Below are 26,204 nucleotides of genomic sequence, written 5' to 3'. Positions count from 1 at the left end.
TGACTGTGGAGACAGCAGCAAAGGACGGCGCCGCGCCGTGGAGCCGGCATGGACAGGTTCGTCCGCCGATTGGCGCATTACCGTCGGTGGTTGACGTCTTACTGGTGGGTTGCGGACCTGTCGGTGCAACGATTGCCAATCTACTGGCGCACTACGGCGTGCATGTATTGATTGTCGACAAGTCGCCCGAGGTTTCCATCGCGCGCCGGGCAATCGGGCTGGATAGCGACGCGCTGCGCATCCTTCAGCTTGCGGGCATTGGCGATCACGATTTCGAGACCAGCACCATTCCATATGTGCGGATGAGGTCGCCCATGCTGGGGCAGGTCGGCCAAATCAGTTCGGCGAGCCGCCTGGATGGCTATCCGAAGCCCGTCACGTTGTACCAGCACGAACTCGAGCGGTGCCTGCGGGCCCGGCTCGAGAAATACGACTGTGTGCATATCGCGCCAGGTGTCGAACTGGGGAGCTTCACGGAAGAAGGCGACCATGTGCTCGCGTCGCTGGAGCTTGATCACGGCCGCCCTCACATCGTCCGGGCGCGCTACGTGGTCGGTGCAGACGGGGCGTATTCACTGGTTCGGCAGACTATCGGGCCGCACTTCTGGGGTAAGACATTCGCCGAGGAAGCCGAGGTCCGCATACGCGAGATGGTCGCTCCATCGGGCAACCCGGAAGACACGATGATCGAGCGCAAGGCGGTGTATCGCTTCCGAACGCGAACCCTTAATGCATCCAGCCGGGGGCGTGTGTTCTTCGCGGGCGACGCCGCGCACATTATTCCTCCATCCGTCGGCCGAGGGTTGGCCGCGGGACTGCGAGATGCCGCCAACCTGTGCTGGAAGCTTGCATGCGTAGTGCAGGGGCGAGCGGATTCACGCATTCTCGACACTTACGGCGAGGAGAGGCGGCCTCACGGGAAGGCGATAACAAAGCTCGCAAGGTTCATGAGAAAGCTCGTCACGCCGCGCAATGGCGGCAATGCCTTGTGGGCTCATGGGCTGATGCAATTGTCGCCACCGGTGCTCCCGCTGCGTGCGCAGCCCGACGAATCGCAGATCCAGCCGAAAAAAACAACTAGAAGAGGTGTGGTTGTCAAAGGCCGCTCGCCGACGAAGCTTGTGCGCGGCGCAGTCATTGGGCAGGGGCGGGTACGTGGTTTGGATGGCAAGGCGCGTCCGAGCGACGAGGTGTTCGGGCAGGGCCTGGCGCTGATTGGATTTGGCACAGATGCCCGAGCCTCGCTTGATTCTTCTGAGGCAGCAGCCTTCGCGCGTGCCGGCGGAAGCACTGTGCAGATCGCACACCGTGGAGAGCGGCCGCATCTCGCTCGGCATGACAGCTGGGAGGACCTCGACGGTGTGTTCCTTCCGCGTCTCGTACCGGTTGGTTGGGCCGCCGTGGTGCGGCCCGACAAGACCGTCGTTCACGATGGCCCGGCGACCGATGCGTCGCGGCTCGTGCGCGAGAGTCTTTCCTTGCCAGGTCAGCACTGCTGGGTCATGCAGTGATCGCGAAGCCGCATGCCATCTCGAAACCCCATTCACACCGTGTGATCTCTTATCGCCATGAACCTGACCACTGTACAACCAGCCCGTCACCCCGATCCTACGACGAAAGCGTCGGCATTGGCCTATCTGATATTCGACCGGCCAGATCTCGAGAAGGCCGAGCAATTTCTCAGTGACTTCGGGCTCCGAACGGTATCGCGCGGTGAAGCGCTCCTGCTGCTGCGGGGAACGGGCGCTTCACACTTCTGCTATGTCGTCCGGAAGGCCTCGAAATCCCGGTTCGTTGGTTTTGGGCTACAGGTCGACAACAGGGCCGAGCTTGATGCACTTGCAAAACTGCCGGGCGCCTCGGACGTCGAACGCTCGCCCCTGCCCGGCGGCGGCTATACGGTACGGCTGACCGATCCTTCGGGCTTTCGCGTCGACGCGATATGGGGCCAGCTGCCAGCTTCGACGTTGTCTCATCGGCCGCCCTTGCCGTTCAACTCCGTGGATGCGGCGGTCAGGATCAACGGGACGCAGCGACCACCCGAAGGCGCGCCGGAAATTATCCGGCTCGGACACGTCGTGCTCGAACTCGTTGACTATCAGGAAACCTGCGCGTGGTATACGCGGCATTTCGGCTTCATCCCCAGCGATGTGCAGGTGCTTCCCGATGGTTCGCCCGCCGTCGCGTTCATGCGGCTCGATCTCGGCGACAAGCCAGCCGATCACCATACGCTCGCGCTTGCACAAGGCTTCGTGCCCACCTATAGCCATAGCGCGTACGAAGTCGTTGACGCCGACGCGGTTGGCATGGGCCAACGCATTCTGCGCGACAAAGGTTGGACGCACGCGTGGGGGATCGGCCGACATATCCTGGGCAGCCAGGTGTTCGACTACTGGCAGGATCCGTGGGGCGACAAGCACGAGCACTATTGCGACGGCGACCTCTTTACGGCGGACGCGCCGACGGGTGTCCATGCGGTGAGCCGCGAGGCGATGGCCCAATGGGGACCGACGATGCCACGCAGCTTCACGAAGCCCAGGTTCACACCCGCGAGCGTCGTGGCACTTTTCAGAAACCTGCGCCGCAGCCCCGACCTGACGTTGAGCAAGCTGCGCACGTTGGCGAAGCTTTTCGCCTGAACCACCCTACTTTCATAGAATCCGGAGATCGATAAATGGCACTTCACGTTCTGCATTACCTTCATGATGGCCGCGCCCAGTGGGGCGTAGTCGCTAATGGCGCCATCACGCCGATTCATGGCGAATTCAAGTCGACCGCCGAGTTTATTGAAGCCAATCCCGTCGAACGGCTGGCGGTACTGGACGGTTCTCCGATTCCCGAATCGGATGTGCAATGGCTGTCACCCGTGACCGCCAACCAGCAGTTTATCTGTCAGGGCGCGAATTATCGCCAGCATATGATCGACTCCGGCATGGACCCGGATGTGAAGAAATTCAACATGATCTTCACGAAGGCGACGAGCTGCATCGTTCCTGCCGACTCGCCCCTCGTAAAGCCCAGGGAGGTGCAGTTGCTCGACTACGAGATCGAACTCGGTCTTGTGCTCAAACGCGACGTCACTTCCCGCGAAACGGTCACCGACGAGAACCTGCATGACTACATTGCTGGCGCCGTGATCGTCAACGACTACTCCGCGCGCGATATCCAGATTCCGCAGATGCAGTTCTACAAGGGCAAGAGCTACCGCACGTTTGGCCCTGTCGGCCCTTACCTTTGCCTCCTTGAGAAACATGATATTCCGAAGTTGAAGGAGCTCGTGCTGACACTGACGGTCAATGGATCCGTCCGCCAGAATGACACGACTGCGGGTCTCGTCTATGGACCGGCAGAGACCTTGACGGAGCTTTCCGGCGTGCATGATCTGCGCATCGGTGACCTGCTCGCGACGGGCACGCCATCTGGCTGTGCACTGAGCATTCCATCGCCCGAAAAGCAACGCGCCGCGGCGCAGCTGCCTGAAGCGGAAAAATGGCGTCTTTTCCTGAAGATGCAGGCGGACAGGCCGCAGTACCTGAAGGTGGGGGACGTCGTGGAGGCGCATATCGTCAGCCACGATCGCTCGATCAATCTGGGCGTGCAGCATAACGTCGTTGTGGAAGAGGCAGCATGAACGGCATCGCAAACGTAGACGAAGTCCTTGCCATCGAAACGCAAGGGCTGCCGGCGGATCTCCCGTCGAGCACCTACGAGATGATCTGCCGGGGCGCGGCGATTAATCCATCGGCACCGGCACTTTCGTTCTTTGCAACGGCCGACGACTATCGGAACGCCGAGTGCTGGACGTATAGTGAACTCGTCCGAGATATCACGCGCACCGCGAACATGTTCTCGCGCCTCGGAGTACAACGCGACTCAGTCGTCGCATATGTTTTGCCCAACCTCCCTGAAACGCACTTCGTGATCTGGGGTGGGGAGGCCGCCGGAATTGTCTGCGCGATCAATCCATTGCTTGAGCAGGAAGCCATCGGCCAACTCCTCAACGCTGCAGGCGCCAGCGTGCTGGTAACGCTGGCGCCGTTTCCCGGAACTGATCTTTGGCAAAAGGTACAAGCGGTGCTGCACAAGGTTTCTTCGCTGAAGGATCTGGTGCTCGTGAATCCGGCCGAACGTGTGACGGGTTCAAAACAGTCCGCGACGCGGATGCTGCAGCGTAACGAGTGCTCAAGGCTGCACGGCGAGGGCGGCGTGCGGGGCGCGGTTCCTGCGCATATCGAGATCCACGACTTCGGCGTTGCCATCGCGCAGGAGTCGGGAACGGCACTTCAAGGCGCGCGGCACTTTGGCGCCGACGACGTGTCGTCGTACTTCTGCACGGGCGGGACGACCGGTCTGCCGAAAATTGCGATGCGCCGCCACGGCAATGAGGTGGCTAATGCCTGGAGCACGGGTCAATTCTTCGGCGACAGCGTCGGGCCAGGCAAGACGCTTTTCTGCGGACTGCCACTCTTCCACGTGAATGCCGTCATGGCAACGGGTCTCCTGCCTTTTTCCAAAGGCGCCCAGGTCGTGCTCGGCACGCCACAAGGCTATCGCGGCGATGGCGTCGTCAAACGTTTCTGGGAAATCGTCGAGCATCACCGCATCAATTTCTTCAGCGGTGTCCCGACGCTTTATGCGGCGTTACTCGATATTCCTGTCGGCGAGCACGATGTGAGTTCGCTGGAGTACGGACTGTGCGGTGCGGCTCCCATGCCGGTCGAAGTTTTCCGGACCTTTCAGGAAAGGACGCGCATCCGGATTCTCGAGGGCTATGGCCTGACCGAGGGGACCTGCGTGAGCAGCGTCAATCCGCCGCTGGGGGAGCGCAGGCTGGGCTCAATCGGGCTCCGCATTCCGGGCCAGGCGATGAAAGCCGTCATCGTCGACGCTGACGGGCGATATGTACGGGATTGCGAGATCGATGAGGTCGGCCTGCTGACTATTTCCGGCTCGAACATTTTCCTCGGGTATATCGTGCCAGAGCAGAACAAGGGGCTCTGGCTGGACCTCGGCGATGGCAGGTGCTGGCTCAATACCGGCGACCTCGCTCGATGCGATGTCGATGGTTATTTCTGGCTTACTGGTCGCAAAAAGGAAGTGATCATTCGTGGCGGTCACAACATCGATCCGGCAGCGATCGAGGAACCGCTCTATCGCCATCCCGCCGTCAAGATCGCGGCGGCGGTCGGTCGTCCCGATGCACACGCCGGGGAGTTGCCGATTGCCTATGTCCAGCTCAAACCGGGTGCAACCGCGACTGAGGACGAACTCGCCGAGTTCGTGCGACTCGAGATAGGCGAGCGCGCGGCACTGCCTAAACGGATCAGAATCCTGGATGCGATGCCGTTGACAGGCGTGGGCAAGATTTTCAAGCCGGGGCTGAAACAGCGCGAAACGGTAGACGCGTTACAGTCGGCACTCGTGGAGGCTGGCGTCGAGGGAGCAACCGTTAGGATCATTGAAGATACTTCGCGCGGGCTTTCGCTTCACGTCGAACTTCCCGACCCCGCGCTCGAAGCATTGGCGACTTCCGCGCTCGGGCGCTTTCCGTTCGCATTTTCGCTTTCGGTTGCCGCGAGGCCATCACGGAAAGAGCAATGTTGATGTACCAGCGGCGATAGAGACGCACACCAGGCCAAGGTGATAGGAGCCTGACATCAGCGGGGGCCTTCAGTCACGCGCACGCGGCTCGATGCGGCGTTTCAAACGCCAGTGTCATGAGTTAAACGCTCGCGTCGGTTTAGAGGAAAGAGGATGAATACTGCTTCAGAAAGGTCCTTGCGTTCGCTTGTTGAAAAATGGCTCGGGCCAATATCGGCGACTGCGGTTCGGATTACCCGGTTCGGTCGTGCCGGCTCAAACCAGAGCCCCTATGTGCATATCGAGCTACTGCTGCCGACAGGACCGGTTGGGTTATTTTTCTTCCGGCACCGCGACGGTGCGTGGTGCGTATTCCCGCCCGAGACTGAACGTTTGGCGATGCGCGCTTACTAGCGTGCAGGGCGATGGAGGCATGCTGTACCAGCAACTATTCCAAAGGCAGAGAACGAATAATTGGACGGTTTAAAGTCTCGACACCAGGAGGTACGAAGAATAGAAAGAATGGTAAGGATAACGCGAAAGCGTATTTCCACATAACGTGTACGAGGCAGTAGCGGTGTTCTAAACATTCGTGCCTGTTTCATGTCATTTAGTAAAACTACCTAATCATAAATAACCGGCGGACCTGATAAGCGGTCGAAGCCTATGAGGAACGACGCAACGACCCCAGACGGAGCGCCGCATCGGTTCCACAGGAAGCACCACGGGTTCACAAAAATGCCCGGGCAACGAGACAGGAGAAGACACGTGAGGAATTACAGGCGAATGATCAGCTCTGCCGGTATGGCGGCTTGCCTCTGCTCGGCTGCGCTGACCGACAATGCAAACGCCCAGTCGGCGGGAAGCATTACGCTGTCCACAGGATGGCTTCACATCGCGCCACAGGGCGACGCAACGCCACTCACCGTGGAGAGTATTGGCGGCGAAACGGTGAATCGCCAGCTAGCCGGTAGCGGGGCGCATGCGACGTCAACGAATACGGTGGGAATTACCACCGAGTACTACGTCACGGACAACATTGGCGTCGCTATGCTTCTGGGACTGCCATTGACAGTAAATCTGGTTGGCGATGGGACGCTGGAGAAGTATGGCAACCTCGGCTCGACGAGGCCAATGCCGCCCGCCGTCGAACTTCGATATCACCTCTTTTCGGCCGGCTCGAAATTCCGTCCATTCATCGGTTTGGGCGTGAACTACACATGGTTCACCCAGGTTCGGACAACCAATAGCCAGTTTGTCACTGATAGCGTTGGTCCCGGTGGTTCGGCACACGCAACACTCAGTTCATCGTGGAATCCGGTATTCGAGATCGGGGCAAGTTACGCGATTACAAAACACTGGGCTGTCGGAACCTCCGTCAACTACATGCCGGTGAAGACGATGCTTACGTTAGATGGTCAGACCGCGACTGGAACGCAGATCGTTTCCAAATCGACGCTCCGACTCAATTCCCTTAGCGTCTTCGTGAACGTCGCCTATACGTCCTAGCGCGCACGACTCGCTGATGCACCGATCGAGAGATTTGAATGCCCATCGAAGAGATCGACTACGTTATTTTTCGCGCCCCGGGCCTGGCTGCGGTCCGCGACGTCATGCCACCGCTAGCGCACCCCGCTTCCCTTTGGATCGAACAATGAAACGACAGGTCCTCAAGACTATTCTTTTTGCTTTGCCCAAGGCTCTTGAGCTGACGGCACGCCGCTTTCCCGCTTATCGTGATCGTCTGACGGAGCGCGATCTCGTCGCCTGGATCGGACTCGCGGATCAAAGCATCGGTCGCGTCATCAGGTTAAGGAACGGACGTGTTCGGTCCAGCGCCGGCAGGCATCCGCGGCCCGACGTGAGCATGGTCTTCAAGGACGTCGCCACCGCCCTGAAGTTCCTTTCTCCCAATCCGGACCAGGGCGAAATCATCCACGCTGCCAAGAACTTCAAGGTGGTCACCGAGGGCGAGGACGAACTGTTGGTTTGGCTAATGCAGACCCTGAGCATGATGCGGACCGTCGGCCTGCCGATGGGCACGCCTTTGCGCGACGGCACCCGCCGCTTCACCACCTGCACCAACGGCGGGCCTCTGTTCGTCTACGTCAAGGATGGCCGCGTCGTTCGGGTGACGCCCATCGAGCTGGACGGCACGGATGCGCCAAGTTATGTGATCGAGGCGCGCGGCCGCCGTTTCAGCCCGCCACGGCGTGGCCTGGTCGCGCCCCACGCGTTGACGCTCAAGTCGCTGGTCTATTCCGACAAGCGCATCCTTCACCCCATGAAGCGGGTCGACTTCGACCCTGACGGCGAACGCAATCCCCAGAACCGGGGCAAATCCGGCTATGTGCGTATCAGTTGGGACGAGGCCCTGGACATTGTCGCCAGGGAAATCAACCGGCAGAAGCGCGTTCACGGTCCCGGTTCCATCACCTTCCCGATGTCGTCCCATCACCAGTGGGGCAACGTGGGTTACTACCTCAGCGCGCTGACGCGCTTTGCCAACCTGATCGGCTTTACCCGGGTCGCGGCCAATCCGGATAGCTGGGAAGGCTGGTACTGGGGTGCCATGCATCATTTCGGCAACTCGATGCGCGTCGGCGTGCCATCCGGCTATGGTGGCGTCGAGGATTGCCTGAAGGAAGCCGACATGATCGCGTTCTGGTCCTGCGACCCCGAAAGTACCAACGGGGCCTATGCGGGATTCGAGGGGACTCCGCGGCGCCTGTGGGCCAAGGAACTCGGCATTGAGTTCGTTCATATCGACCCGCACTGCAACCCGACCGCGCAGTTGCTGGGCGGGCGCTGGATTCCGGTCCGACCGCAAACCGATGCTGCTCTCGCCACCGCCATCATGTACGTGTGGGCCGTGGAGGGCCTGTACGACGAGGATTACATCGCCACCCGCACGACCGGTTTCGACGAGTGGAGGGCCTATCTTCTGGGCGAAACCGACGGCGTTCCCAAGACGCCCGAGTGGCAGGAGGGCGAAACGGGCGTGCCCGCCAAGGACGTCCGTGCGCTTGCGCGCCGATGGGGGAACAGGAAGGTCCATCTCGCGGTCGGGATGACCGGCGCGGGATTCGGCGGCGCGGGCCGCGGCGCGACCGGAGCGCAATGGGCGCGCTGCATGATCATGATGATGGCGATGCAGGGCTGGGGCAAACCGGGGGTCAATTTCGGCTGCCTTGAAGCCGGGGTGCCCCACGACCTCCATTTCTATTTTCCCGGCTACGCGGACGGCGGCATATCCGGCGACCTGGCGTGGACCGCCAATGCGGTGAACAATTACCAGCGCATGCCGCACATTCTGTCCATGAATCCGGTCAAGCAAATGGTCCCGCGGCAGCAACTGCCCGACGCCATCATCAACGGCCATGCGACGGGCTACCTCTGGGACGGCATGTCCCAGGAAGCCCAGTTCGCGCCGTTCAGCTACCCCATGCCCGGATATTCGCCGATCCACATGATCTACCGCTACGGCGGGTCCGCCTTCAGCACGGTGACGAATTCCGGACGCTGGGCTGAAGCCTACCGGCACCCGAGCATCGAGTTCGTGGTCAACCAGTCGATCTGGATGGAGGGCGAGGCCCAGTTCGCCGACATCATCCTGCCGGCGTGCACCGCGCTGGAGCGCTGGGACATCGGCGAATGGGCGAATTCCGGCGGCTACGCCCATCATGGGTTTAGCACGGTCAATCATCGCGTGATGACGCTGCAGCACAAGTGCATCGAGCCTTTGGGCGAATCCCGTTCCGACTACGACATCTTCACTGCCATCCTGACCCGGCTGGGCCTTGGCGGGGTGTTCACCGAGGGATGCAGCGAGCTGGACTGGGTCAAGCGGGTCTTCGACTCGTCGGATCTGCCCGATCGCATTTCGTGGCGCGAGTTCTGCCGCAAGGGCTATTTCGTTGTGCCGCCCGAAAAGCCCGAGTTGCGCCATCCGGTGGACATGCGCTGGTTCGCGGAGGGACGGCGCAAGGACCTGCAGGAACCCCATCCGCTGCCGTCCCAGTTCGCCGAAAAATTCGGCATGGGCCTGCAGACACCGAGCGGCAAGCTGGAGTTCGTGCCCGAGCTGCTGAAGCGGCACACTGCGGACAATCCCGAGCGGCCGCCGCTCAACCGCTATATCCCCTCGTGGGAGGGGCGGCGCTCGGACCTGGCTCAGCGCTATCCGCTGCAGCTGATCGCCACCCACAGCCGTTACAGCTTCCATACCCATTGTGACGGCAAGAACTCCTCGGTCAACAGTGTTGAGGATCATCGCGCGCTGATTGGCGGGCACCGCTTCTGGCTACTGAGGCTTGGTCCGGCCGACGCGGCTATTCGAGACATTGCCCATCGCGACCTCGTCAAGGTGTACAACGACCGCGGCGCGGTGATCTGCGCGGCCGACGTCTCGGCGCTGGTCACCGCGGGAGTGGTCAAGTCGTACGAGGCGAGCGCCGAGTTTCAAATGATCGAAATAGATGGCGAGCGAGTCGAGATAGGCGGTTGTATGAACGTGCTCACCCCCGACCGGCCGCAAACCGCCGGAACCAGCAGTATGAGCCCGAACTCCTGCCTGGTGCAGGTCGAGAAGTGGCGAAGCGCCGAGGCGTTCGTGCTCGGTCGCGCAGCGTGAGGACTACAGAATGAGCAAGTTGAACCTGGTTATCAAAGTCGGGCGTTGCGAGAACTGCCAGAACTGCGTCATTGCCGCCCGGGACGAGCACGTCGGCAACGACTTCCCCGGTTATGCCGCGCCCGCCGCCGCCAATGCCGACAGCCCCATCCGGATCCTGCGGCGCGTTCAGGGCGACTCGCATATGGTTGAGACCACGTATCTGCCGGTCATGTGCAACCACTGCGACGAAGCGCCTTGCATGCGGGTGGGCGGCGACGCCATTCGCAAGCGCGCCGACGGCGTGGTCATCATCGATCCGGACAAGGCGCGGGGCCGGAAGGACATCGTGAAGTCCTGCCCGTACAAGGCGATCGTCTGGAACGATGAGTTGCAACTGCCGCAGACCTGGATCTTCGATGCCCATCTGCTCGACCAGGGCTGGCCGCAGCCGCGTTGCCAGCAGTCGTGCCCCACCGACGTCTTCGAGACGGTCAGGCTCGATGACGCTGCGATGGCCGAGAAGGCCCAGCGCGAGGGGCTCAAGGTCTTGCGGCCTAACCTGGGCACGAAACCGCGCGTGTGGTACAGCGGCCTCGAACGCTGGGAAACCTGCTTCATCGGCGGAAGTGTCAGCGCGCGGATGGGAGATGTGGTCGAGTGCGTCACGGATGCGGCGGTCGCCCTGTACCTCGGCAATCAGAAGGTGGCCGAAACCGTCTCGGACGGCTTCGGCGATTTCCGGTTCGGCGGTCTGGCCAAAGGAAGTGGCATGTACCGGGTCGAAATCCGTCATGCCCTCGGCAGCGCCTGGCGCAAATGCGAATTAGGGGGCGAGAGCGTTTACCTGGGCGAGGTCAGCCTCGCACAGTCGACAAACGGTATGGAAGTCGCGTGATCATGGGCACCGCAACGAAGCTGCTTGGCATGAGACGGGCGGACCGCTCACGCTTCAGGATGGGCGACGTATGCAGTCGCCGGCCGACTCAAAGTCGCACGCTATCGCCCGAAAATCTTCCAACCGGACGAAGGAGCTCATGACGTCCTCGCGAAGCGCGCCTCTGCGCTTTTCCGAAGGGCTTTGGATGCCTTGGTCCGGAATACCAGTGCGCGGTATGACGGTTCCGATTTCCTCTCACGTGTGCCAGATTTCGTTAACTTTGTTGACAACAAAATCAGATATGAGTCTAATGTCACATAAACCGCGAGGCGGCCTGATCGGGCGTCGACGGATCATTGCGAAAACCGTCATCTGACAAGCATGCCGATCTGGCGGCACCGCAGATGTCGGCCTGACCGGTACTTTATGCCATGAAGCGGGAACGCCTGACACGGGCACAGCGCAGAGAGCAGACGCGCGAATGCCTGCTTGAGGCTGCGCGGAAGATGTTCATTAAAAAGGGATTCGCCGCGACGAGCGTGGAGGACATCGCTGAGGCGGCTGGCTATACGCGCGGCGCGTTCTACTCAAACTTCGGCGGCAAGCCGGATCTGCTGATCAGGTTGTTGCGCCGCGACGACGATAGGGCGCGGACGAATCTCCTGACGATGATGGAGAAGGGCGGCACGCCCGATGAAATGAAGGACCGCGCCATCGCGTACTACAGCCAATCTTTTGTTGAACACGATTGCTTTCCACTTTGGGTCGAGGCCCAGTTGCTCGCGTGCCGGGACACCCCGTTTCGGGAGCGCATTAACGCCTTCCGGCAGGAGAAGCTGGAACAGATCAGCGTGTACATCCGCATGTTTTCGGCGCGCAACGGCAGGCCGTTGCCCCTGCAGGCCGAGGCTCTCGCGGTTGGCCTGGTGAGCCTGTGCGAGGGCGTGCAGTTCTTCAGGATGTGCAGTCCGCAAACGGTGAGCGACAAGGTGCTTCAGACAGTGCTTGCCGGATTTTTTTCGTGCGTGTTGTCGCGACAGCCGGAAGAAACAGTCTACGACAATCATCGCCTGGACGTACCCGCCTGAACCGTGAAAGTCAGAGGGCTACTGCGTACGAGGGCCAGTTCCGCTACGAAGGCCTGACACGATAAAGGTGAAGCGGCAACCGCTCGGGCAAGGGACTGTCCCGAGAGAACATGCCGGTCTCTAGCGGTTCGCGCGGATCTTGATGTATTTCAAGCTGTTAAAGACGATGGCCATGAATTACGACCACACGAATTCCCTAAATACCACGGTCGGGAGCAGCACAAATGACCGGAATGAACCGGGTTCGGTGTCGAACCACCTCGTCGAGGCAACCAGTACCCATTACAGCAAGGAACTGGGCATGGGCGCACCATAGCGACTCATATGACAGGATGGACTGGCACAGCCCAATTCCCGCGGCAGCCCCTTCCGAGTGAACGCGGCATGGCGGCGCCGAGCTGTCGCCAAGGCGACGCAACCGCTCGATAAGTTACCGCGGGCATCAGTCGGAGGCATCGACAGGTGCCACTCCACCCCCGCTCGCCACAACAGCACATTGGCCGCACCTCAAGCGCCTTCGGCTGTTGATCGAGACGACCCGAAAGACACGGCGTCAAGCCTTGCTGTAGCCGGCTAGACGTACCGCTACCTCCACTTTCAGGCAGCGCACAGCATTTCAATTCCCGACGTGCAAGAAAGAACCGGATGAGCTCGGGGCCAACCCGCCGTTCGCGCTTTTTGAATCTGTCACTCATATCTGACACGCGAACCATATATGATTGCATTGTCAGTAGTGACGCGAAGGCGTACAATGCACGCGTCGATGAAACGTGCGATCCGAAAGTCGTTATGACTGACGGCGCGCGGGTCGTCAACGCTACTCGTGATGGGCGCGGCGGTCTCGATACGTGGGGGAATCAGTGAAGGATATAGTCTCCGGACAGGCGCTCGGGTTGCGCCAGATGTTCGCCAAGAGTGCTACGCGTGTGGTCGCTGTCACAGGCGGCTCGAAAGGAGTCGGCCGTACGAATGCCGTTGTCAACCTCGCGATGGCGCTGACCAGACAGGGTATGGACGTGCTGGTGGTGGACGAATGTCCTGGCGCGCGGTCGGCGAGCACAATGCTTCAAGACATTCACGCCGCAGGCGTGTTCGCTCCCGCGATACATCGCAACTTGCCGCGCGTGCTGGCCGTTGACCGTGGTCGACGTCAGTTCCACTCGACTGGCACAGGCCATACGGATCACGAAAACTTCGCTGGCCTGCAGTACGACGCGGTGCTCACGAGCCCGCCGAACATCGTGCTGATTGACGCCGCGCTTGCTGGCAACGGCGCGTTTTCACCGCTTGCGTTGCAAGCCCACCACGTCATCGTCGTCATGCAGCTGTCGGCCGCTGCAGTAGCAGACACTTACGTTTGCATGAAGCGCCTGCGTCTCGCACAGGGCATCGAGGAATTCCGCATCATTGTGAATCTGTTCGATGGTGAAGCGGACACTCACGCGCTGCTGGAAAATCTCGGAGCCATTGCCCGCGATTATCTGGCTGTCTCGGTTCTCAAGGCAGGCTGCATCTCAATCGATCCGTGTATCGCGCAAGCGGCAGAGCTTTCGCGCTGTGTCGTCGATGCATTTCCTGGGTCCCCGGCGGCGAGCGATTTTGCACGCGTTGCTGCCGATATGCAGTCCTGGTCGAGGCGGCCCGCAGCGTCCTGGCTGCCACCTGCGACAACGCACATGGCGGCACGGGGGCAGCGCACGCATAGGACTTTGGGCCCGGCAGCAGCATACCGGTAAAGCCTCGAAGAACGATCTCCCCGACCCAGGGGACTTGCCGGGGTCACGGTGTTTTTCGGGTAGGCGCGGTTCGTGAAAGCGTGACTATGGTCGCAGGGGCAAAGACATCAAAAAGGTCTTTGCCGACGCAATCGGACCGGTAATTATCGACGGAAGAGAGCAGCTATGGTGGGCAGCGCTCACGCGAAGCGCACGCGTTCGAGCTTGCACAGAGGGAGCCGGGTTATGAATCGCGCTGTTGATCCGTGGAGTATGACCGTCACAAGGCTTGGCGATTGGAGACTTAACGAACGAGCCACTGCGCATGGATCTGCCTTGAACGGTTCCTCTGTTCGACAGTCGATCGCTTCGACCGATAAGCCAATCATACGGGTACTCGACCAACCGACCGCGCAAACACTGATCGTTTCATGGTGCGATGTGCGCTCCGGACACTATGGATACCAGACATGGCGCGAAGTCGTCGCGCGGGTGCCAGGCATCTGTGCGCTGACCGGTCGGCTAATCGAAGTCGGAGATGCCATCTACAGGCCGCGCCTCACTGGGCCCACACCGGCTAATGCTCACGCAATGATCTGTGCGAGAAGCGTTAGCCTGATAGAACAGCCGATCTGATGTGATTCGGTTCTCTGGTGTCTTTACGGCAGAATGCTCAGCGCTTTCATGTGCGGCGGTGACACCAGGCGCATCCACGCGCGTCAGGCGTGACCGGACAGTACCCCTGGTCGCGGTTGCACGGCATTGGACTATGTTCCACAGCGTGCGGTGCGGTACAGGTCCACGAACAGGACTGGTATCCAAAGGATATCCACACAAGTCGTCAGATAGCAGATGGGACGTTAACCATGGAATACATTGAAAGCTTGCGCCTGTTCCGGACTATTGTCGAAGTCAAACACTTCAGACGTGCCGGGGAAATGATGGATCTCTCGCCATCGGTCGTTTCGCGGGCGATCTCATCGCTGGAAGAGCGCCTGGGCACGCGACTTTTCCATCGCTCGACCCGACAGTTTTCGCTGACGGAAGCCGCGGAGCGCTTTTACGATGGATGTTGTCGCATCCTGGATGACCTTGATTGCCTGGAAGCCAGTGCGGCGGGCCACGGTCGACTGCCGGCGGGCGTACTGCGACTGGTCGCACATACGACCACCGCATTGACGTGGCTCGCACCGCTGATTGCGTCCTTTAAACGCAAGCATCCGAACGTCACCCTGGATATCACATTGACCGAGCGGCCCGTGGACCTGACGGCCGACGGTTACGATCTGGGTATCGTCCTGCCTTTCATGCTGGCGACGGATCTGGCTGTGACGCGGCTGCTCCAGCGGTTGCCGCTGGTCATTGTCACAACGGAAGCTTATCTGGGCAGGCGTCCTCGGCCCCGGCATCCGGCTGAGCTGGCCGACCATGTATTCGTCACGGTCCCTCCTTCGATGCACAAACCATGCGTCACCTTTCGAATGGATCAGGAAAGCATCGCGGTCCCGATCAGCTACGAAATTGCGTCGAACAATCCCATATTCAATCGCGACATCGTACTCGAAGGATTCGGTGTTGGTCTGCTTCCAATCGCCCTTGTTGAGGAGGACATAAAGGCCGGACGGCTCGTTCGTCTGCTGGAAGACTTCGAGATCGCCGATACTGTGGCCGAGGTCCGCCTGGCATACATCGGACGCGCACTGTTGCCCGCGAAAGTCAGGGCGTTTATCGACCATACCGCGGAGTTCTTCGAACAGGGCATGGGACCTTCCGCTGCTGGTTAGGTGGCGCCGCATTGCTGCCGCATGTGGTCGAAGCATGAAAGAAACGCCTGCGTGCGACGTGTGCTGCGATAGGGGGCGTTTGACGAAAGGGGTGACAAAGTACGTTAAGGCAACAAGGGCTTCCCCATTGAGCGCAAGCACAAATGTGGTTTTCTGTTGTTGCCATGCTGCCTTGCCGGCGTCGCCTGAGAAGGTGAAGGACTGCTGTACTACAACGGCGTGGTTCGAAAAGCGCCGATTTTGGGTAACACGGACGAACTGAGCCGCACCGCTCGTGGAGGGCGGTGTGTTGATTTGTGGTGAGTATCCCGATGGATTTGGAGGTCTTGGGTATCGACCTCCCGCGCTCAGACTTGCCGCGGTTGAAGCGGTCCGAGTCCCAGCATCGTGAGCCAGTGCGGGTGGTCCCGCCCCGTCATCAACTCACACGGAATTTTGCCTTGACGCTCGGTCCGGCGGCTGCGCACGAAGCGCCGATGATTCAGGAAGAAGCGCAGTAGGTCGAGGTAAGGGGCGCCCAGATGGCGACGCAGCGTGAAATAGTTGCGCAAGCGCGAGTTCAGATTTTCGACGAGCGCGCTGCTGCGCGGCGTGTGGGCCATGGCCTCGGACACCGCGGCCAGCACGGCGTGGAACTGGCGAACGCGAGCAGGTCATCGCGCTGGTTCTGCAGCGCGATGCGCACCGGGCGGATGCGGCGCGCATCCAGCGCTTCGAGCACGCCCAATTCCTCGACGATGAAGTCGAACAGCGCTTGCCGCGTGGCGAGTTGCGGACCCGCCAGCGACACGATGTCATGACTGAGCCACTGGGCCAGCGTGCGGATGTCGCAGGCTAACTGATGCGCCTGCGCTTCCGTCGGACGTGCCCGCCTCGGCTGGGCAGCGAAGCCGCCGGCGCGCCGCCGCGAGCGGGGCTGGTTGAGGCTTGGCTTGTAGCTTCTCGCGCCGCGACCGGGCGCTGACGAAGTTGCCCAGCGTGTTGGTCAGTCCTTCGCACTGGCGCTGGATGTTTCGTGACGACGCCCGATAGTTTTCCCAGGCAGTTTTCCCACGCTGCGGCGAAACGACGCGATCCGCTGAACTCAACCGTTGTGTCATCGACTGGATTTATAATGACCATATTGTCATAAATGACATATGTGTCAGTTGACGGATTGTTTGTGCTTGGTGCTGCCCGTAATCCAGTCGGCATCTAAGCTTCTCTGCAACCAGGCAACGGAATGAGCGGTTGTGCCGGGTTAAGTCGCTTCGCTTAAGGAGATTCATGAGATGGACCAGGTTACACAGCTGACACGCAATCACGAGATCGCATTGAAAATCCTGCGCCTGTTGCACAATCGCCTGGAAGAGGCCCGGCAACGGTTCGGGCAGAGGACGAGCGACGCAATCAAGGGGAGCGACGGCACGTCCGCGCTCACCATTCCCAACCTGGCGCAGTTCACACCATGGGGTGCCTGGCACTATACGGCCGATTTCGCGCAGCGCTCCGTCCTGTTCTGGGATGCCTTGCGTCAACGCGGCAACGAGTTCATCGAGCGCAACAAGGCCGGGATCAAGCCGGCGTTGCATTTCGACTATGACGTAGTGCTCGACGCGAGGCACTTTGAGCGGCCCGTCAACTACGCTCTGCTGTCGATACGGCCGCCGGAGGGTGTCGTGGTCGACGTGAAGAAGCGCCCGTATCTGATCATCGATCCGCGCGCCGGGCACGGTCCCGGCATCGGGGGCTTCAAGGACGATTCGCAGGTCGGCGTTGCCCTGCGCGCCGGTCATCCCGTCTATTTCGTCGTGTTCTTCCAGGAGCCAGAGCCCGGCCAGACCCTGCTCGACGTGTGCGCGGCCGAGCAGCAGTTCGTACGGAAGGTGCGCGAACTGCATTCAGACAGCCCAAAGCCCGCGATTGTCGGAAATTGCCAGGGCGGCTGGGCCGCGATGATGCTTGCCAGTTCGTCGCCGGAAGACACCGGTCCCATCCTGGTCAACGGCGCGCCCATGTCTTACTGGAGCGGGGCGTGGAGCGAGAGCGAGGTGCCCAATCCAATGCGTTATGCCGGAGGCATTCTGGGCGGCACGTGGCTCTCGTCCCTGGCGGCCGATCTTGGCAACGGCAAGTTCGACGGCGCGCATCTCGTGAACAACTTCGAGTATTTGAACCCCGCCAACACGTTCTGGGACAAGTACTACAACGTGTTCGCCAACATCGATACGGAACCGGCGCGCTTTATCGAGTTCGAGCGGTGGTGGGGCAGCTACTACCTGATGAACCGGGAAGAGATCGAGTGGATCACCCGTAACCTCTTCATCGGCAACAAGCTGTGGTCCGGCGAAGTGTCCGGCCCGTCGGGCAAATCCTTCGATCTGCGTGCCATCCGCTCGCCCATCATCCTTTTCGCATCGATGGGCGACAACATCACGCCGCCGCAACAGGCGTTCAACTGGGTCGCTGACATATACAGCAGCACCGAGGAGATCAAGGCGCGCGGCCAGGTCATCGTCGCCCTGACGCACGAGGACGTCGGCCATCTCGGCATCTTTGTTTCCGGCAAGGTGGCGAAGAAGGAATACACGCAAATCTTCAACGTGCTGGAGACAATCGAGACGCTCGCGCCGGGCCTCTACGGCATGTCGATCAAGGAGGGAAAGGGCGCAGACGGCAAAACGGAATACGAGGTCTCGCTCACCGAACACCGGCTGGAAGAAGCCGTCGAGCATTTCAACGAGTTGCGGCGCGAGGACGAAAAGCCGTTCAAGGCCGTGGCGGTGGTGTCGGAGTTCAACCAGCGAGCCTACGAGCTGTTCGTTCAACCCTTTGTGCAGCATGCGTCGAACGAGATGACCGCGCGGTTGCTGCGCGATTTTCATCCGTTGCGTCTCCAGCGCTGGGCATTCTCGGATCTGAATCCGTGGGTGGCCGCGCTGCGTCCGATGGCCGATGCTGTCAGAGCCAGCCGGCAGCCCTCGAGCGACCTCGAACCCTGGCGCAAGGTGGAGCAGCGCGGCTCAGAACTGATCAGCGCCTCGCTCGATCAGCTCCGGGCGGTAAGAGACGCCAGCATTGAAGCACTGTTCTTCTCCATCTACGCGAATCTTTTCGCAATGTACGACCCGGACCGCCTCGGCGAGCATGGGGCCGGCACGTCCGCCGCCGCCGATCCTCGCAGCCTGCCGTTCGTCCAGGCGGCGCTCGCCTCGCTGAGGCAGGGCGGCTACAACGAGGCGGTCGCGCGCACCGCGTTCCTGCTCGCGCCAAAGGGCGAGCCGCTGCCGCTATCGCGCATCGAGACAGTCAAGCAACTGGTCGATGAATATGCCGACGACCTGCCGCATTTGCCTCCTGCCGACTGGCGGCGCATTCGCGGGGAGCAGGAACTCATCGCGACTTTTGAGCCGCAACAGGCTATCCAGACGTTGCCCGATCTGCTCGCCAGCCCGGAAGACCGAAACCGGCTCCTGACCTTGCTCGACAAGCTGCTGGCCGACCGGCGGGTGCTGCGCATCCCGCCGACACCCGCGCAGGAAGAGGCGCTGCGCGCCATCCGGTCAGTGCTCGGCGCGACAACCGCGCTCGAGTCGCAGCCCCAAAAGGCCCACGCACCGCGCGTTCGGGCCACGGCATCGTGAATGCCGCCAACCCGTCAGTGAGGGCTCCCGGCGGCAATCACGGACCTCGGCGTGCGCCGCTATGGCTTTCACGGGCTGTCGTACGAGTACATCGCCAGCGTGTTGCCCCACGTCGCACCCGGAGCAGCCGCCGGGCGCACTGTGGTTGCGCATCTCGGCAACGGCGCGAGCATGTGCGCCCTCGTGGCGGGCGCGAGCGTGGCCAGCTCGATGGGCTTTACTGCCCTTGATGGCCTCCCGATGGGCACCCGCTGCGGCAATCTCGATCCCGGCGTGGTGCTGTACCTGATGGAAGAACAGGGCATGGATGTGCGTGCTGTGGAGGTTCTCCTGTATCGCAAGTCTGGATTGCTCGGCGTATCGGGCGTCTCCGCGGACATGCGCACGCTGCTCGAAAGCGACGATCCTCGCGCCCGCTTCGCGGTCGATCTTTTCGTCTATCGCATCTCGCGCGAGCTGGGCTCGCTTGCCCGCCGCCATAGAAGGCATCGACGCGCTCGTGTTTACCGGCGCCATAGGCGAGCACGCGGCGGCGGTCCGCGAGGCTGTCGTGCAGCGAGCGAAGTGGCTCGGTGCTGAACTGGACGGCGCTGCTATCTCAAGGGCGGACCGCTCGTGACCACCGCTTCAAGCCGCATACCCGGTGTGGGTCATTCCGACCAACGAAGAACTGATGATTGCGCGCCATACGCGCGCTGTCGTGGAGTAAAGCGATGTCAACGGAAAACAGCGGACAGGCAGGTCCACTGCTGAAGGGCATGAAGGCGCTCGTCACGGGCATAGCCAACGAACACTCAATTGCATAGGGGTGGGCGAAGGCGTTTCGCGAACTCGGCGCTGACCTTGCGATCACGTATGCCACGGAAAAGACCAAAGCCTGGGTCGAGCCAATCGCGCAGGAATTGGATACTCACATGCTCCTGCCGCTCGACGTCGCCGATGCGAACCAGCTCAACGCGGTGTTTGCCGAAATAGGCCAGCGTTGGGGACGCCTCGACATCGTGCTGCACTCGATTGCGTGGGCACCGAAGGACGACCTTCAGGGCGGGCTGTTGCACTGCTCGAGCGAGGGCTTCGCGCAAGCAATGGACATTTCGTGCCATTCCTTCGTGCGTATGGCCGCGCTTGCCGCGCCCCTCATGGATAAAGGTGGCACGCTGCTCACCATGAGCTATCACGGCGCAAGCAAGGTCGTGCCGAACTATAGCGTCATGGGACCCGTGAAGGCCGCGCTCGAAGCGTGCGCGCGTTACCTCGCCCATGAACTGGGTCCGCAGGGCATCCGCGTTCACGCCATCTCACCGGGTCCGCTAATGACGCGCGCCGCTTCCGGACTCAAGGACTTTGGTCTGCTGCTCAACGAAGCAGCCCACCGTGCGCCGCTCGGCGAACTCGTCGACATCATGGACGTTGGCTACACCTGCGCTTTCCTCTCCACGCCGTACGCACGGAAAGTGTCCGGGGAAACGCTGTACGTCGATGGCGGCGTCAACATCATGGCGTGACACTGCACAGGAGAAGGACGTCGTGACTGAGCTATTGCTGCAAACCGTCGAAGACACTGTTTCCGACGAAGACATCCGGGGTTTTTTGAGCCGCTATGGCTTCCCGCCGTTTATTTCCATCGAGCGCGTGGCAGGTACCGGAATCCCGCCTGCTGGGCTGCTTGCGTTCCATGATCTGCAGCCGGAAACGCTGCGACTGCTTCAGGCCAGGATTCACCGCGTGTTCTGGAACGACCACGTGATCGAAGCGATCATTGCAGCGCCCAACAGAATGACCGGCATGGGGTGGCGGCGGCGCATTGCGCCGCGCTCACGCGCTGCTTGCGGTCCACGTGCAAGCCTTCCAGCATGCACAGTGGCGCATCCGTGTTCGGCGCACAGAGCGTGGTCACGCCGTCTTCGTCGCGCAACTCTCCCCACGGGGGTAAGCGGGCCGCGACGGCCGTTTCCTATTCCGCGAGCGCGTTGGGCATGATGTGAGCACTCCGTGGACATCCGGGTGAACGATTCTCGGTCATGGACGGGATCTATCTGCATGCCGATTAACACGGGCAACAAGGTTGGCCACCCCCACCGTACATACTCGCTGACGTTCAAGCAACAAGTCATCAGAGAAACTCGTTGGCACCGGGCAGTCCCCGATCCTGTCGTGGCTGAGCGTGCCAATGGAAAGCCTCTGTCCAATCTCGCGATACGACTGTCCCGTCGCAACGAGTGTCAGAACTTTTGGCGCGAGCTTGTCGGCCTTGACACGCTGCCCGGGTTGCCGGCCAAATGCAATCCCACGAGCCTGAGCGGCGGCAATCCCGGAGCGGACGCGCTCACGCAGCAGATCCCTTTCGCGTTCAGGCAGCGCCGCCCCAAAGCTACCATCGCGAGTTTCCGAAAACCGTCATTCCCGTCACGACAGCGGACACGCCGGGCGCCCGGCGAGGGCAACCTCGATGTCGAGTCGAAGTCAGCATGCAAGTGCCTTCACAACCTCGAACAACTGACCGCGGCCGCCTTGCTTCGTCAGTCGCTGCGGCCGATTGGACTGGCGTCAATCAGAAGGCCTTGGTCGAAAATCGTGGACCTCGATCGCGACGAGAGTCGGAGCTGGCAATGGAGCATTGCCAACCGGCAGCGGCTTTACCGTCCTGCGAGTCGGTACCAGGAATCCATCGAATTCGCGAAAGTCCTCGCAGATGTGAGCGGCCCGCGCCCAGCGTCCGATAACCATGGCGGTGTAATCGATCCTGCAAAGGCGATGTTGCCTATCGAAATAGAAATCCTGGACCCGGCTGTGCGTTGGAATGTCGCTGGGAAAGGTCGCCCGGATTCTTGGCCATATCCCGGCCGAAGTCGCCAGTGGCGGAAGTTCTTTGAACGTAAAGCCGCCGCGCAAGAATAAGAAAGGTGCTGTCAGATAGTTCCAGAACGCGTAGGCGCCGAAATAGACAAAGTCGAGGTCGTCCCAGTAGATTTGCCGTCGCCAGCCACGAAATGCTGTTCGCGGTCCGTCGCGGCGAGCCAGGATAGCCCCGTCTCGCCCGACGACGCGAACAAGTTCCTCTCCTTGAAGTTCACTCGTTTCGCCAACATGCGGAAAATCGTTGAAAGCGAAACGAGGCTCGTGTGTCGACGCGCGAACCTGCACTTGTCGCAGTATTGGCCGTCGCTTTGCGGTGAACAGAAGGCCGCAGGCGGAAACCGTCGCCTCGATCTCCGCCAGTTCGGCCCATCGCGCTGCACCGCCGTGCGCCTCAATCGCTGCTCGGATCGAATCCGGCAATGCGTTGCTCCGTTCCATGTCGATGCTCCCGATGCTCGTCATTTGCAACCAATTCGTGCAGGCGGCGATGGAATGCAAGCGCGCGTGGCTGAATGCAAGCACACTTGCCGATAATCCGAGCACGCGCGTTCCGTCAGCTGCAGCTATTTCGAGTCGGAAAACGGGTCGATCGCAAGCACGCCCGGTTTCAAACGCAAGTCGCTACACCCTCGGGTCCAGACGGTAACCGCCTACGGCCAATGTACGTCCCAAATAAATGGAAATGGTCGCCATCCGCCTGGCCGGTCATCCAGACGCCGTGGTAACCCTGAGCTCCGACCAGTAGCGGCCCCCATCGCACATCAGCGGGCCAAGCGCTGACCGTGCACCCACCCTTCATATTTGCCGTATCGATCATATATGATATTATAATCACGTATGATTCATTAAGCTTGCTCTCTTATCGCAGTGCGGCTCCCTCATTTCACGCCCGGCCGCGACCGAATGCAACACCGCTTACATAGGTATCGCGTGCATGAGCCAGGTCTCTCAAATGCATACTCTTTGCCGCGCTTCCGCCGCGCGACAAATAGTTGCAGTCATTTTTCACCTTATCGCGCTGACGATGTTCGGCCTGATTCCGGTTGCCTCCAACGCAGCGACGCTGCCGCCCCTTAGCATAGATGCTCCTGCTGATTCTTCGCCATCCATGGGCGCGGGCTCCGAGGCATTACAAAGGCTCGGTGCGCTTCAGGAAAAACAGGACCAGATCCGGCAGGGTGCTTCGACGGCAACAAGCGACGCGCAACTGTCCGGGCTGGACGCATTGAGCCGGCGCGTCGCCGAAGACGTCGACAGGCTGATAACCACGTCGCTGGAGCCCGATCGCGCGAAAACGCACGCCCAGCTCGACGTACTCGGAACAGCACCCGCTTCCGAATCCGCCGCGGAAACTCCCGCGGTCGCCCAACAGCGCAGCGTTCTCGCTGCTCAGCAATTGCAACTCGATGCCGAACTCAAGCAGGCGGCAACGATCAAGGAGAACCTTGCCAACCTGAGCGCCCAGATCACGCGACTGCTGCAAAACCATCTGAAAGATCAACTGGCCCTTCGTTCCGACAGCGTAGTCAGCGCCGCGTTCTGGGCGTCGGCGCTCCGCCCGGACACGGCTGACTATCAACGTCTGCGAGACTTCAATGCGCAGATCGACAGGCAGATTCAAACGACATGGCAACCGGGGCAGCGGGTTGCAACCGCCCTGCTTGTGCTGCTCGCCCTGGCAGTTGCAACGATTGGAACGCGGCTTCTTGACAGAGCATCAGAACGGTTCTGCCTACGCCGCCTTCCGGAAGGCCGGCTACGGCGCAGCGCGATGGCGATCTCGACCGTGTTCGCGTCTGTGGTGACCACCATATGTGCCGTTGATCTGCTCTACTTCGCGTTGACCCGTCAGCAGGCGCTGCCTCCTGCGCTGCAAGGCTTCGCGAGCGAAATCATCAAACATGTTGTGACTTGCGCGCTGGTCGCTGCTCTCGGCCGGGCATTGCTTTGCACACGACATCCGTCATGGCGGTTGCCGGCCATCGCGGATCCCGTCGCTCGCGCGCTACGCCCTTTCCCATGGACACTGGCCGCATTGCTGCTGTTTTCAGGAGCCATCGAGCAGATCAACCGGGCCGTCGACACCAGCGTGCAACTTACGCTCTTTACTCGCGGCGTGGTGGCGTTGGTGGTCGCTCTGACCATCGGGATGTCGCTTTTACGCGCAAACCGGGTACTCACTGCGCTCGCCGCTGCCGGAGAATCGCCTGAGGCGCGTTCTACCCTCGCTGGCATTATTCATGCCGCCGTCAGCCTTGCCGTCGGAGCTTCTCTGATTGCATTGCTCTGTGGTTATGTTTCGTTCGCGCGGTTCCTGACTTACGAACTGGTCTGGTTCGATCTCGTACTGAGCAGCGTTTATCTGCTGACGAAGCTCGCTCATGATGTTTGCGAAACCGTATTTTCGCCATGCCACGCCAGCGGCAAAACAATCAGGCATCTATTCGGCCTGCAAGATGTTCATCTCGAACAGGTGGCAACGGTACTCTCCGCCATTCTTCGCAGCGCATTGATGCTCGCCGCAGTCATCGCACTGCTAACGGGCGGCCTCGGGACAACGCCCCGAGATCTGGTCGATAGCATTCTCGACGTATTCGTTGGCGAGCGATTACATGCGCTCAATATTGTTCCCGCCCATATCTTCAGCGCTATCTTTACCTGTGCAGTCTGCCTGTATCTGGTTGGGCTCATGCGCAAATGGCTGGACGCCGAGTTTCTGCCCAAGACGCAAATGAGTTCGGGTATGCGCGCGTCGCTGGTGACGGTCTTCGCCAACGTCTGCTATGTCCTCGTCGCGCTGCAAACCTTGGCCGTACTCGGCGTGAAATGGCATAACCTGGCGTGGATCGTCAGCGCATTGTCGGTAGGCATCGGCTTTGGTCTGCAGGAAATCGTTAAAAACTTCATTTCCGGGCTGATATTGCTTGCTGAACGGCCGGTCAAAGTAGGCGACATGATCAGTATCACCGGCATTGAAGGCGATATCCGGCGCATCAGTGTACGTGCGACCGAAATACAGCTTGCAGACAGATCAACGGTGATCGTTCCGAATTCGCACCTGATTTCTCAGAATGTGCGCAACGTGACAATGGGAAACAAAACACAGGGGGTTGTCACACTGGCCCTTACTTTTGCGCTGGACGTCGATCCGGAGCAGGTGCGCGATGTTCTTCTGCAAGCTTATCTGGATCACCCATCGGTTCTCGATCGTCCCGCGCCATCGGTGATCTTTAGCCAGTTGACGCCTGACGGTATGACATTGACTGTTACCGGCTATGTCGGTAGCCCGAGAATCGCCGGGGATACCAGAAGCGATCTGCTATTTGCAATCCTGAAGCGACTACGTGCTGCAGAAATACCGCTGTCGATCTCTCGAACCGTCGTCGTCCGAAGTATGAGCGATATCATCTCGAACCAGGAACCCACCGATCGCAATTCCGGTCCGGTAGAGCTCCGTGTCCTGTCTGCAATCAGCGAAAATAGATAGTCGTCGAAGTGATTTCTCGCGGTCATGGGACTGGTAAAAGCCGTTATCGGTGGCTTGCTGGCCCTCGTTACACCGGTGATCGCAGCTCTACGCTATCGCCCACGCGGAACCGCTTTCCGCCGGGCGAATCCAGCGAAACGCGTTCCCTGGTATAGGTTCCGTTCGCTTGCAGGCATTCCGAGTAACTGATAACTGTCATCCAGTCATAGACTTTTCCGTCCTGGATCAGTGCAGCGATGTTCTCTGCCATGCCACGCGGCGCACGAGCAGTCTGCTGCAGTACACCGTAATAACGGCACTTGCTGTCCGCTGACCGTAGCACGACGAAGCCGCCGACCTGATTCGTACCTGCGACGCTTTCAACCGTTGCGTTCATCGAGGAATCGCCGGCTGCATGCGAACTCGCTGCGAATAAAATCAGCAGCGCGGCAAACCACTTTTTCATTAAAGACTCCTATGGGTTAAAGGAAGGGTAGCGGCTTTGTATTTGCGACCAGGCGCTCGACTTCGAGCTGCGCGTCGCCGAGCACATCTATAGCCCCGCTTGCAGTGGATGCCGTAGCTGCGCTGCGCAAC

General features: G+C 60.5%; 18 protein-coding genes and 3 pseudogenes. 15 read left to right on the top strand and 6 right to left on the bottom strand.

Annotated features, from left to right (window positions below):
- Positions 1-5: 5 nt before the first annotated feature.
- The 11 genes from OKW41_RS17980 (at position 6) to OKW41_RS17930 (ending at position 15,659) form a co-directional block, all read left to right on the top strand.
- Positions 6-1,511, top strand: a complete 1,506-nt coding sequence (locus tag OKW41_RS17980) for an FAD-dependent monooxygenase (RefSeq protein ID WP_429573475.1) — start codon at positions 6-8, stop codon at positions 1,509-1,511.
- Between the two features lie 57 nt (positions 1,512-1,568).
- Complete coding sequence (locus OKW41_RS17975; RefSeq protein WP_429573474.1) at positions 1,569-2,639, top strand: VOC family protein; 1,071 nt, start codon at positions 1,569-1,571, stop codon at positions 2,637-2,639.
- Positions 2,640-2,674: 35 nt separating this feature from the next.
- Positions 2,675-3,631, top strand: a complete 957-nt coding sequence (locus OKW41_RS17970) for a fumarylacetoacetate hydrolase family protein (RefSeq protein WP_429573473.1) — start codon at positions 2,675-2,677, stop codon at positions 3,629-3,631.
- A complete protein-coding gene (locus tag OKW41_RS17965; protein WP_429573472.1) occupies positions 3,628-5,604 on the top strand; it encodes an acyl-CoA synthetase in 1,977 nt (658 codons plus the stop codon). The genes OKW41_RS17970 and OKW41_RS17965 overlap by 4 nt, the downstream gene beginning before the upstream one ends.
- Positions 5,605-6,366: 762 nt before the next feature.
- Positions 6,367-7,089, top strand: coding sequence for an OmpW/AlkL family protein (locus OKW41_RS17960; RefSeq protein WP_429573471.1), 723 nt, complete (start codon positions 6,367-6,369; stop codon positions 7,087-7,089).
- A 145-nt stretch (positions 7,090-7,234) separates the two neighbouring features.
- Positions 7,235-10,213 (top strand): molybdopterin-dependent oxidoreductase, encoded by a 2,979-nt coding sequence (locus tag OKW41_RS17955; protein WP_429573470.1) that lies wholly within the window; start codon positions 7,235-7,237, stop codon positions 10,211-10,213.
- A gap of 10 nt (positions 10,214-10,223) precedes the next feature.
- On the top strand, positions 10,224-11,090 hold the full coding sequence (locus OKW41_RS17950; RefSeq protein ID WP_429573469.1) for a 4Fe-4S dicluster domain-containing protein: 867 nt from the start codon (positions 10,224-10,226) through the stop codon (positions 11,088-11,090).
- A 413-nt stretch (positions 11,091-11,503) separates the two neighbouring features.
- Positions 11,504-12,160, top strand: coding sequence for a TetR/AcrR family transcriptional regulator (locus OKW41_RS17945; protein ID WP_429447250.1), 657 nt, complete (start codon positions 11,504-11,506; stop codon positions 12,158-12,160).
- Between the two features lie 902 nt (positions 12,161-13,062).
- On the top strand, positions 13,063-13,896 hold the full coding sequence (locus OKW41_RS17940) for a MinD/ParA family ATP-binding protein (RefSeq protein ID WP_429574335.1): 834 nt from the start codon (positions 13,063-13,065) through the stop codon (positions 13,894-13,896).
- 165 nt (positions 13,897-14,061) lie between these two features.
- Positions 14,062-14,511: a DUF3331 domain-containing protein gene (locus OKW41_RS17935; RefSeq protein WP_429573468.1), complete on the top strand. Its 450-nt coding sequence runs from the start codon at positions 14,062-14,064 to the stop codon at positions 14,509-14,511.
- A 230-nt stretch (positions 14,512-14,741) separates the two neighbouring features.
- Entirely contained in the window at positions 14,742-15,659 is a 918-nt protein-coding gene (locus tag OKW41_RS17930; RefSeq protein ID WP_429573467.1) for a LysR family transcriptional regulator, read from the top strand.
- 347 nt (positions 15,660-16,006) lie between these two features.
- Here the strand turns inward: OKW41_RS17930 and OKW41_RS17925 are convergent, their stop codons facing one another.
- Both OKW41_RS17925 and OKW41_RS17920 read right to left on the bottom strand, forming a co-directional pair.
- The gene (locus OKW41_RS17925) at positions 16,007-16,261 is read right to left on the bottom strand and encodes a hypothetical protein (RefSeq protein WP_429447254.1); all 255 of its coding nucleotides are present in this window, start codon (positions 16,259-16,261) and stop codon (positions 16,007-16,009) included.
- Complete coding sequence (locus tag OKW41_RS17920) at positions 16,219-16,449, bottom strand: hypothetical protein (protein ID WP_429447256.1); 231 nt, start codon at positions 16,447-16,449, stop codon at positions 16,219-16,221. The genes OKW41_RS17925 and OKW41_RS17920 overlap by 43 nt, the downstream gene beginning before the upstream one ends.
- 481 nt (positions 16,450-16,930) lie before the next feature.
- On the opposite strand from OKW41_RS17920, the gene OKW41_RS17915 reads away from it, so the two are divergent.
- The 3 genes and pseudogenes from OKW41_RS17915 (at position 16,931) to fabI (ending at position 20,787) form a co-directional block, all read left to right on the top strand.
- Positions 16,931-19,282, top strand: a complete 2,352-nt coding sequence (locus OKW41_RS17915) for a DUF3141 domain-containing protein (RefSeq protein ID WP_429573466.1) — start codon at positions 16,931-16,933, stop codon at positions 19,280-19,282.
- Positions 19,283-19,306: 24 nt separating this feature from the next.
- Positions 19,307-19,991: pseudogene (locus tag OKW41_RS17910) on the top strand (acetate/propionate family kinase); the annotation flags it as partial.
- 4 nt (positions 19,992-19,995) lie between these two features.
- Positions 19,996-20,787 (top strand): annotated as a pseudogene (gene fabI / locus OKW41_RS17905) (enoyl-ACP reductase FabI).
- Positions 20,788-20,818: 31 nt separating this feature from the next.
- Here fabI and OKW41_RS17900 read toward each other — a convergent pair.
- The 3 genes and pseudogenes from OKW41_RS17900 to OKW41_RS17890 all read right to left on the bottom strand — a co-directional run bounded on the left by OKW41_RS17900 (position 20,819) and on the right by OKW41_RS17890 (position 22,684).
- On the bottom strand, positions 20,819-21,025 hold the full coding sequence (locus OKW41_RS17900) for a hypothetical protein (protein ID WP_429573465.1): 207 nt from the start codon (positions 21,023-21,025) through the stop codon (positions 20,819-20,821).
- 49 nt (positions 21,026-21,074) lie between these two features.
- A pseudogene (locus OKW41_RS17895) lies at positions 21,075-21,215 on the bottom strand (DUF3564 family protein); the annotation flags it as partial.
- A gap of 614 nt (positions 21,216-21,829) precedes the next feature.
- Complete coding sequence (locus OKW41_RS17890) at positions 21,830-22,684, bottom strand: hypothetical protein (protein ID WP_429573464.1); 855 nt, start codon at positions 22,682-22,684, stop codon at positions 21,830-21,832.
- Positions 22,685-23,093: 409 nt separating this feature from the next.
- On the opposite strand from OKW41_RS17890, the gene OKW41_RS17885 reads away from it, so the two are divergent.
- Positions 23,094-25,628, top strand: coding sequence for a DUF3772 domain-containing protein (locus tag OKW41_RS17885; protein WP_429574334.1), 2,535 nt, complete (start codon positions 23,094-23,096; stop codon positions 25,626-25,628).
- Positions 25,629-25,695: 67 nt separating this feature from the next.
- Here the strand turns inward: OKW41_RS17885 and OKW41_RS17880 are convergent, their stop codons facing one another.
- Positions 25,696-26,073 (bottom strand): hypothetical protein, encoded by a 378-nt coding sequence (locus tag OKW41_RS17880; protein ID WP_429447264.1) that lies wholly within the window; start codon positions 26,071-26,073, stop codon positions 25,696-25,698.
- Between the last annotated feature and the right edge of the window lie 131 nt (positions 26,074-26,204).

This window comes from Paraburkholderia sp. UCT70 (assembly GCF_050434085.1).
Taxonomy (GTDB): domain Bacteria; phylum Pseudomonadota; class Gammaproteobacteria; order Burkholderiales; family Burkholderiaceae; genus Paraburkholderia; species Paraburkholderia tuberum.
This window is presented reverse-complemented; position numbering and strand designations above follow the sequence as displayed.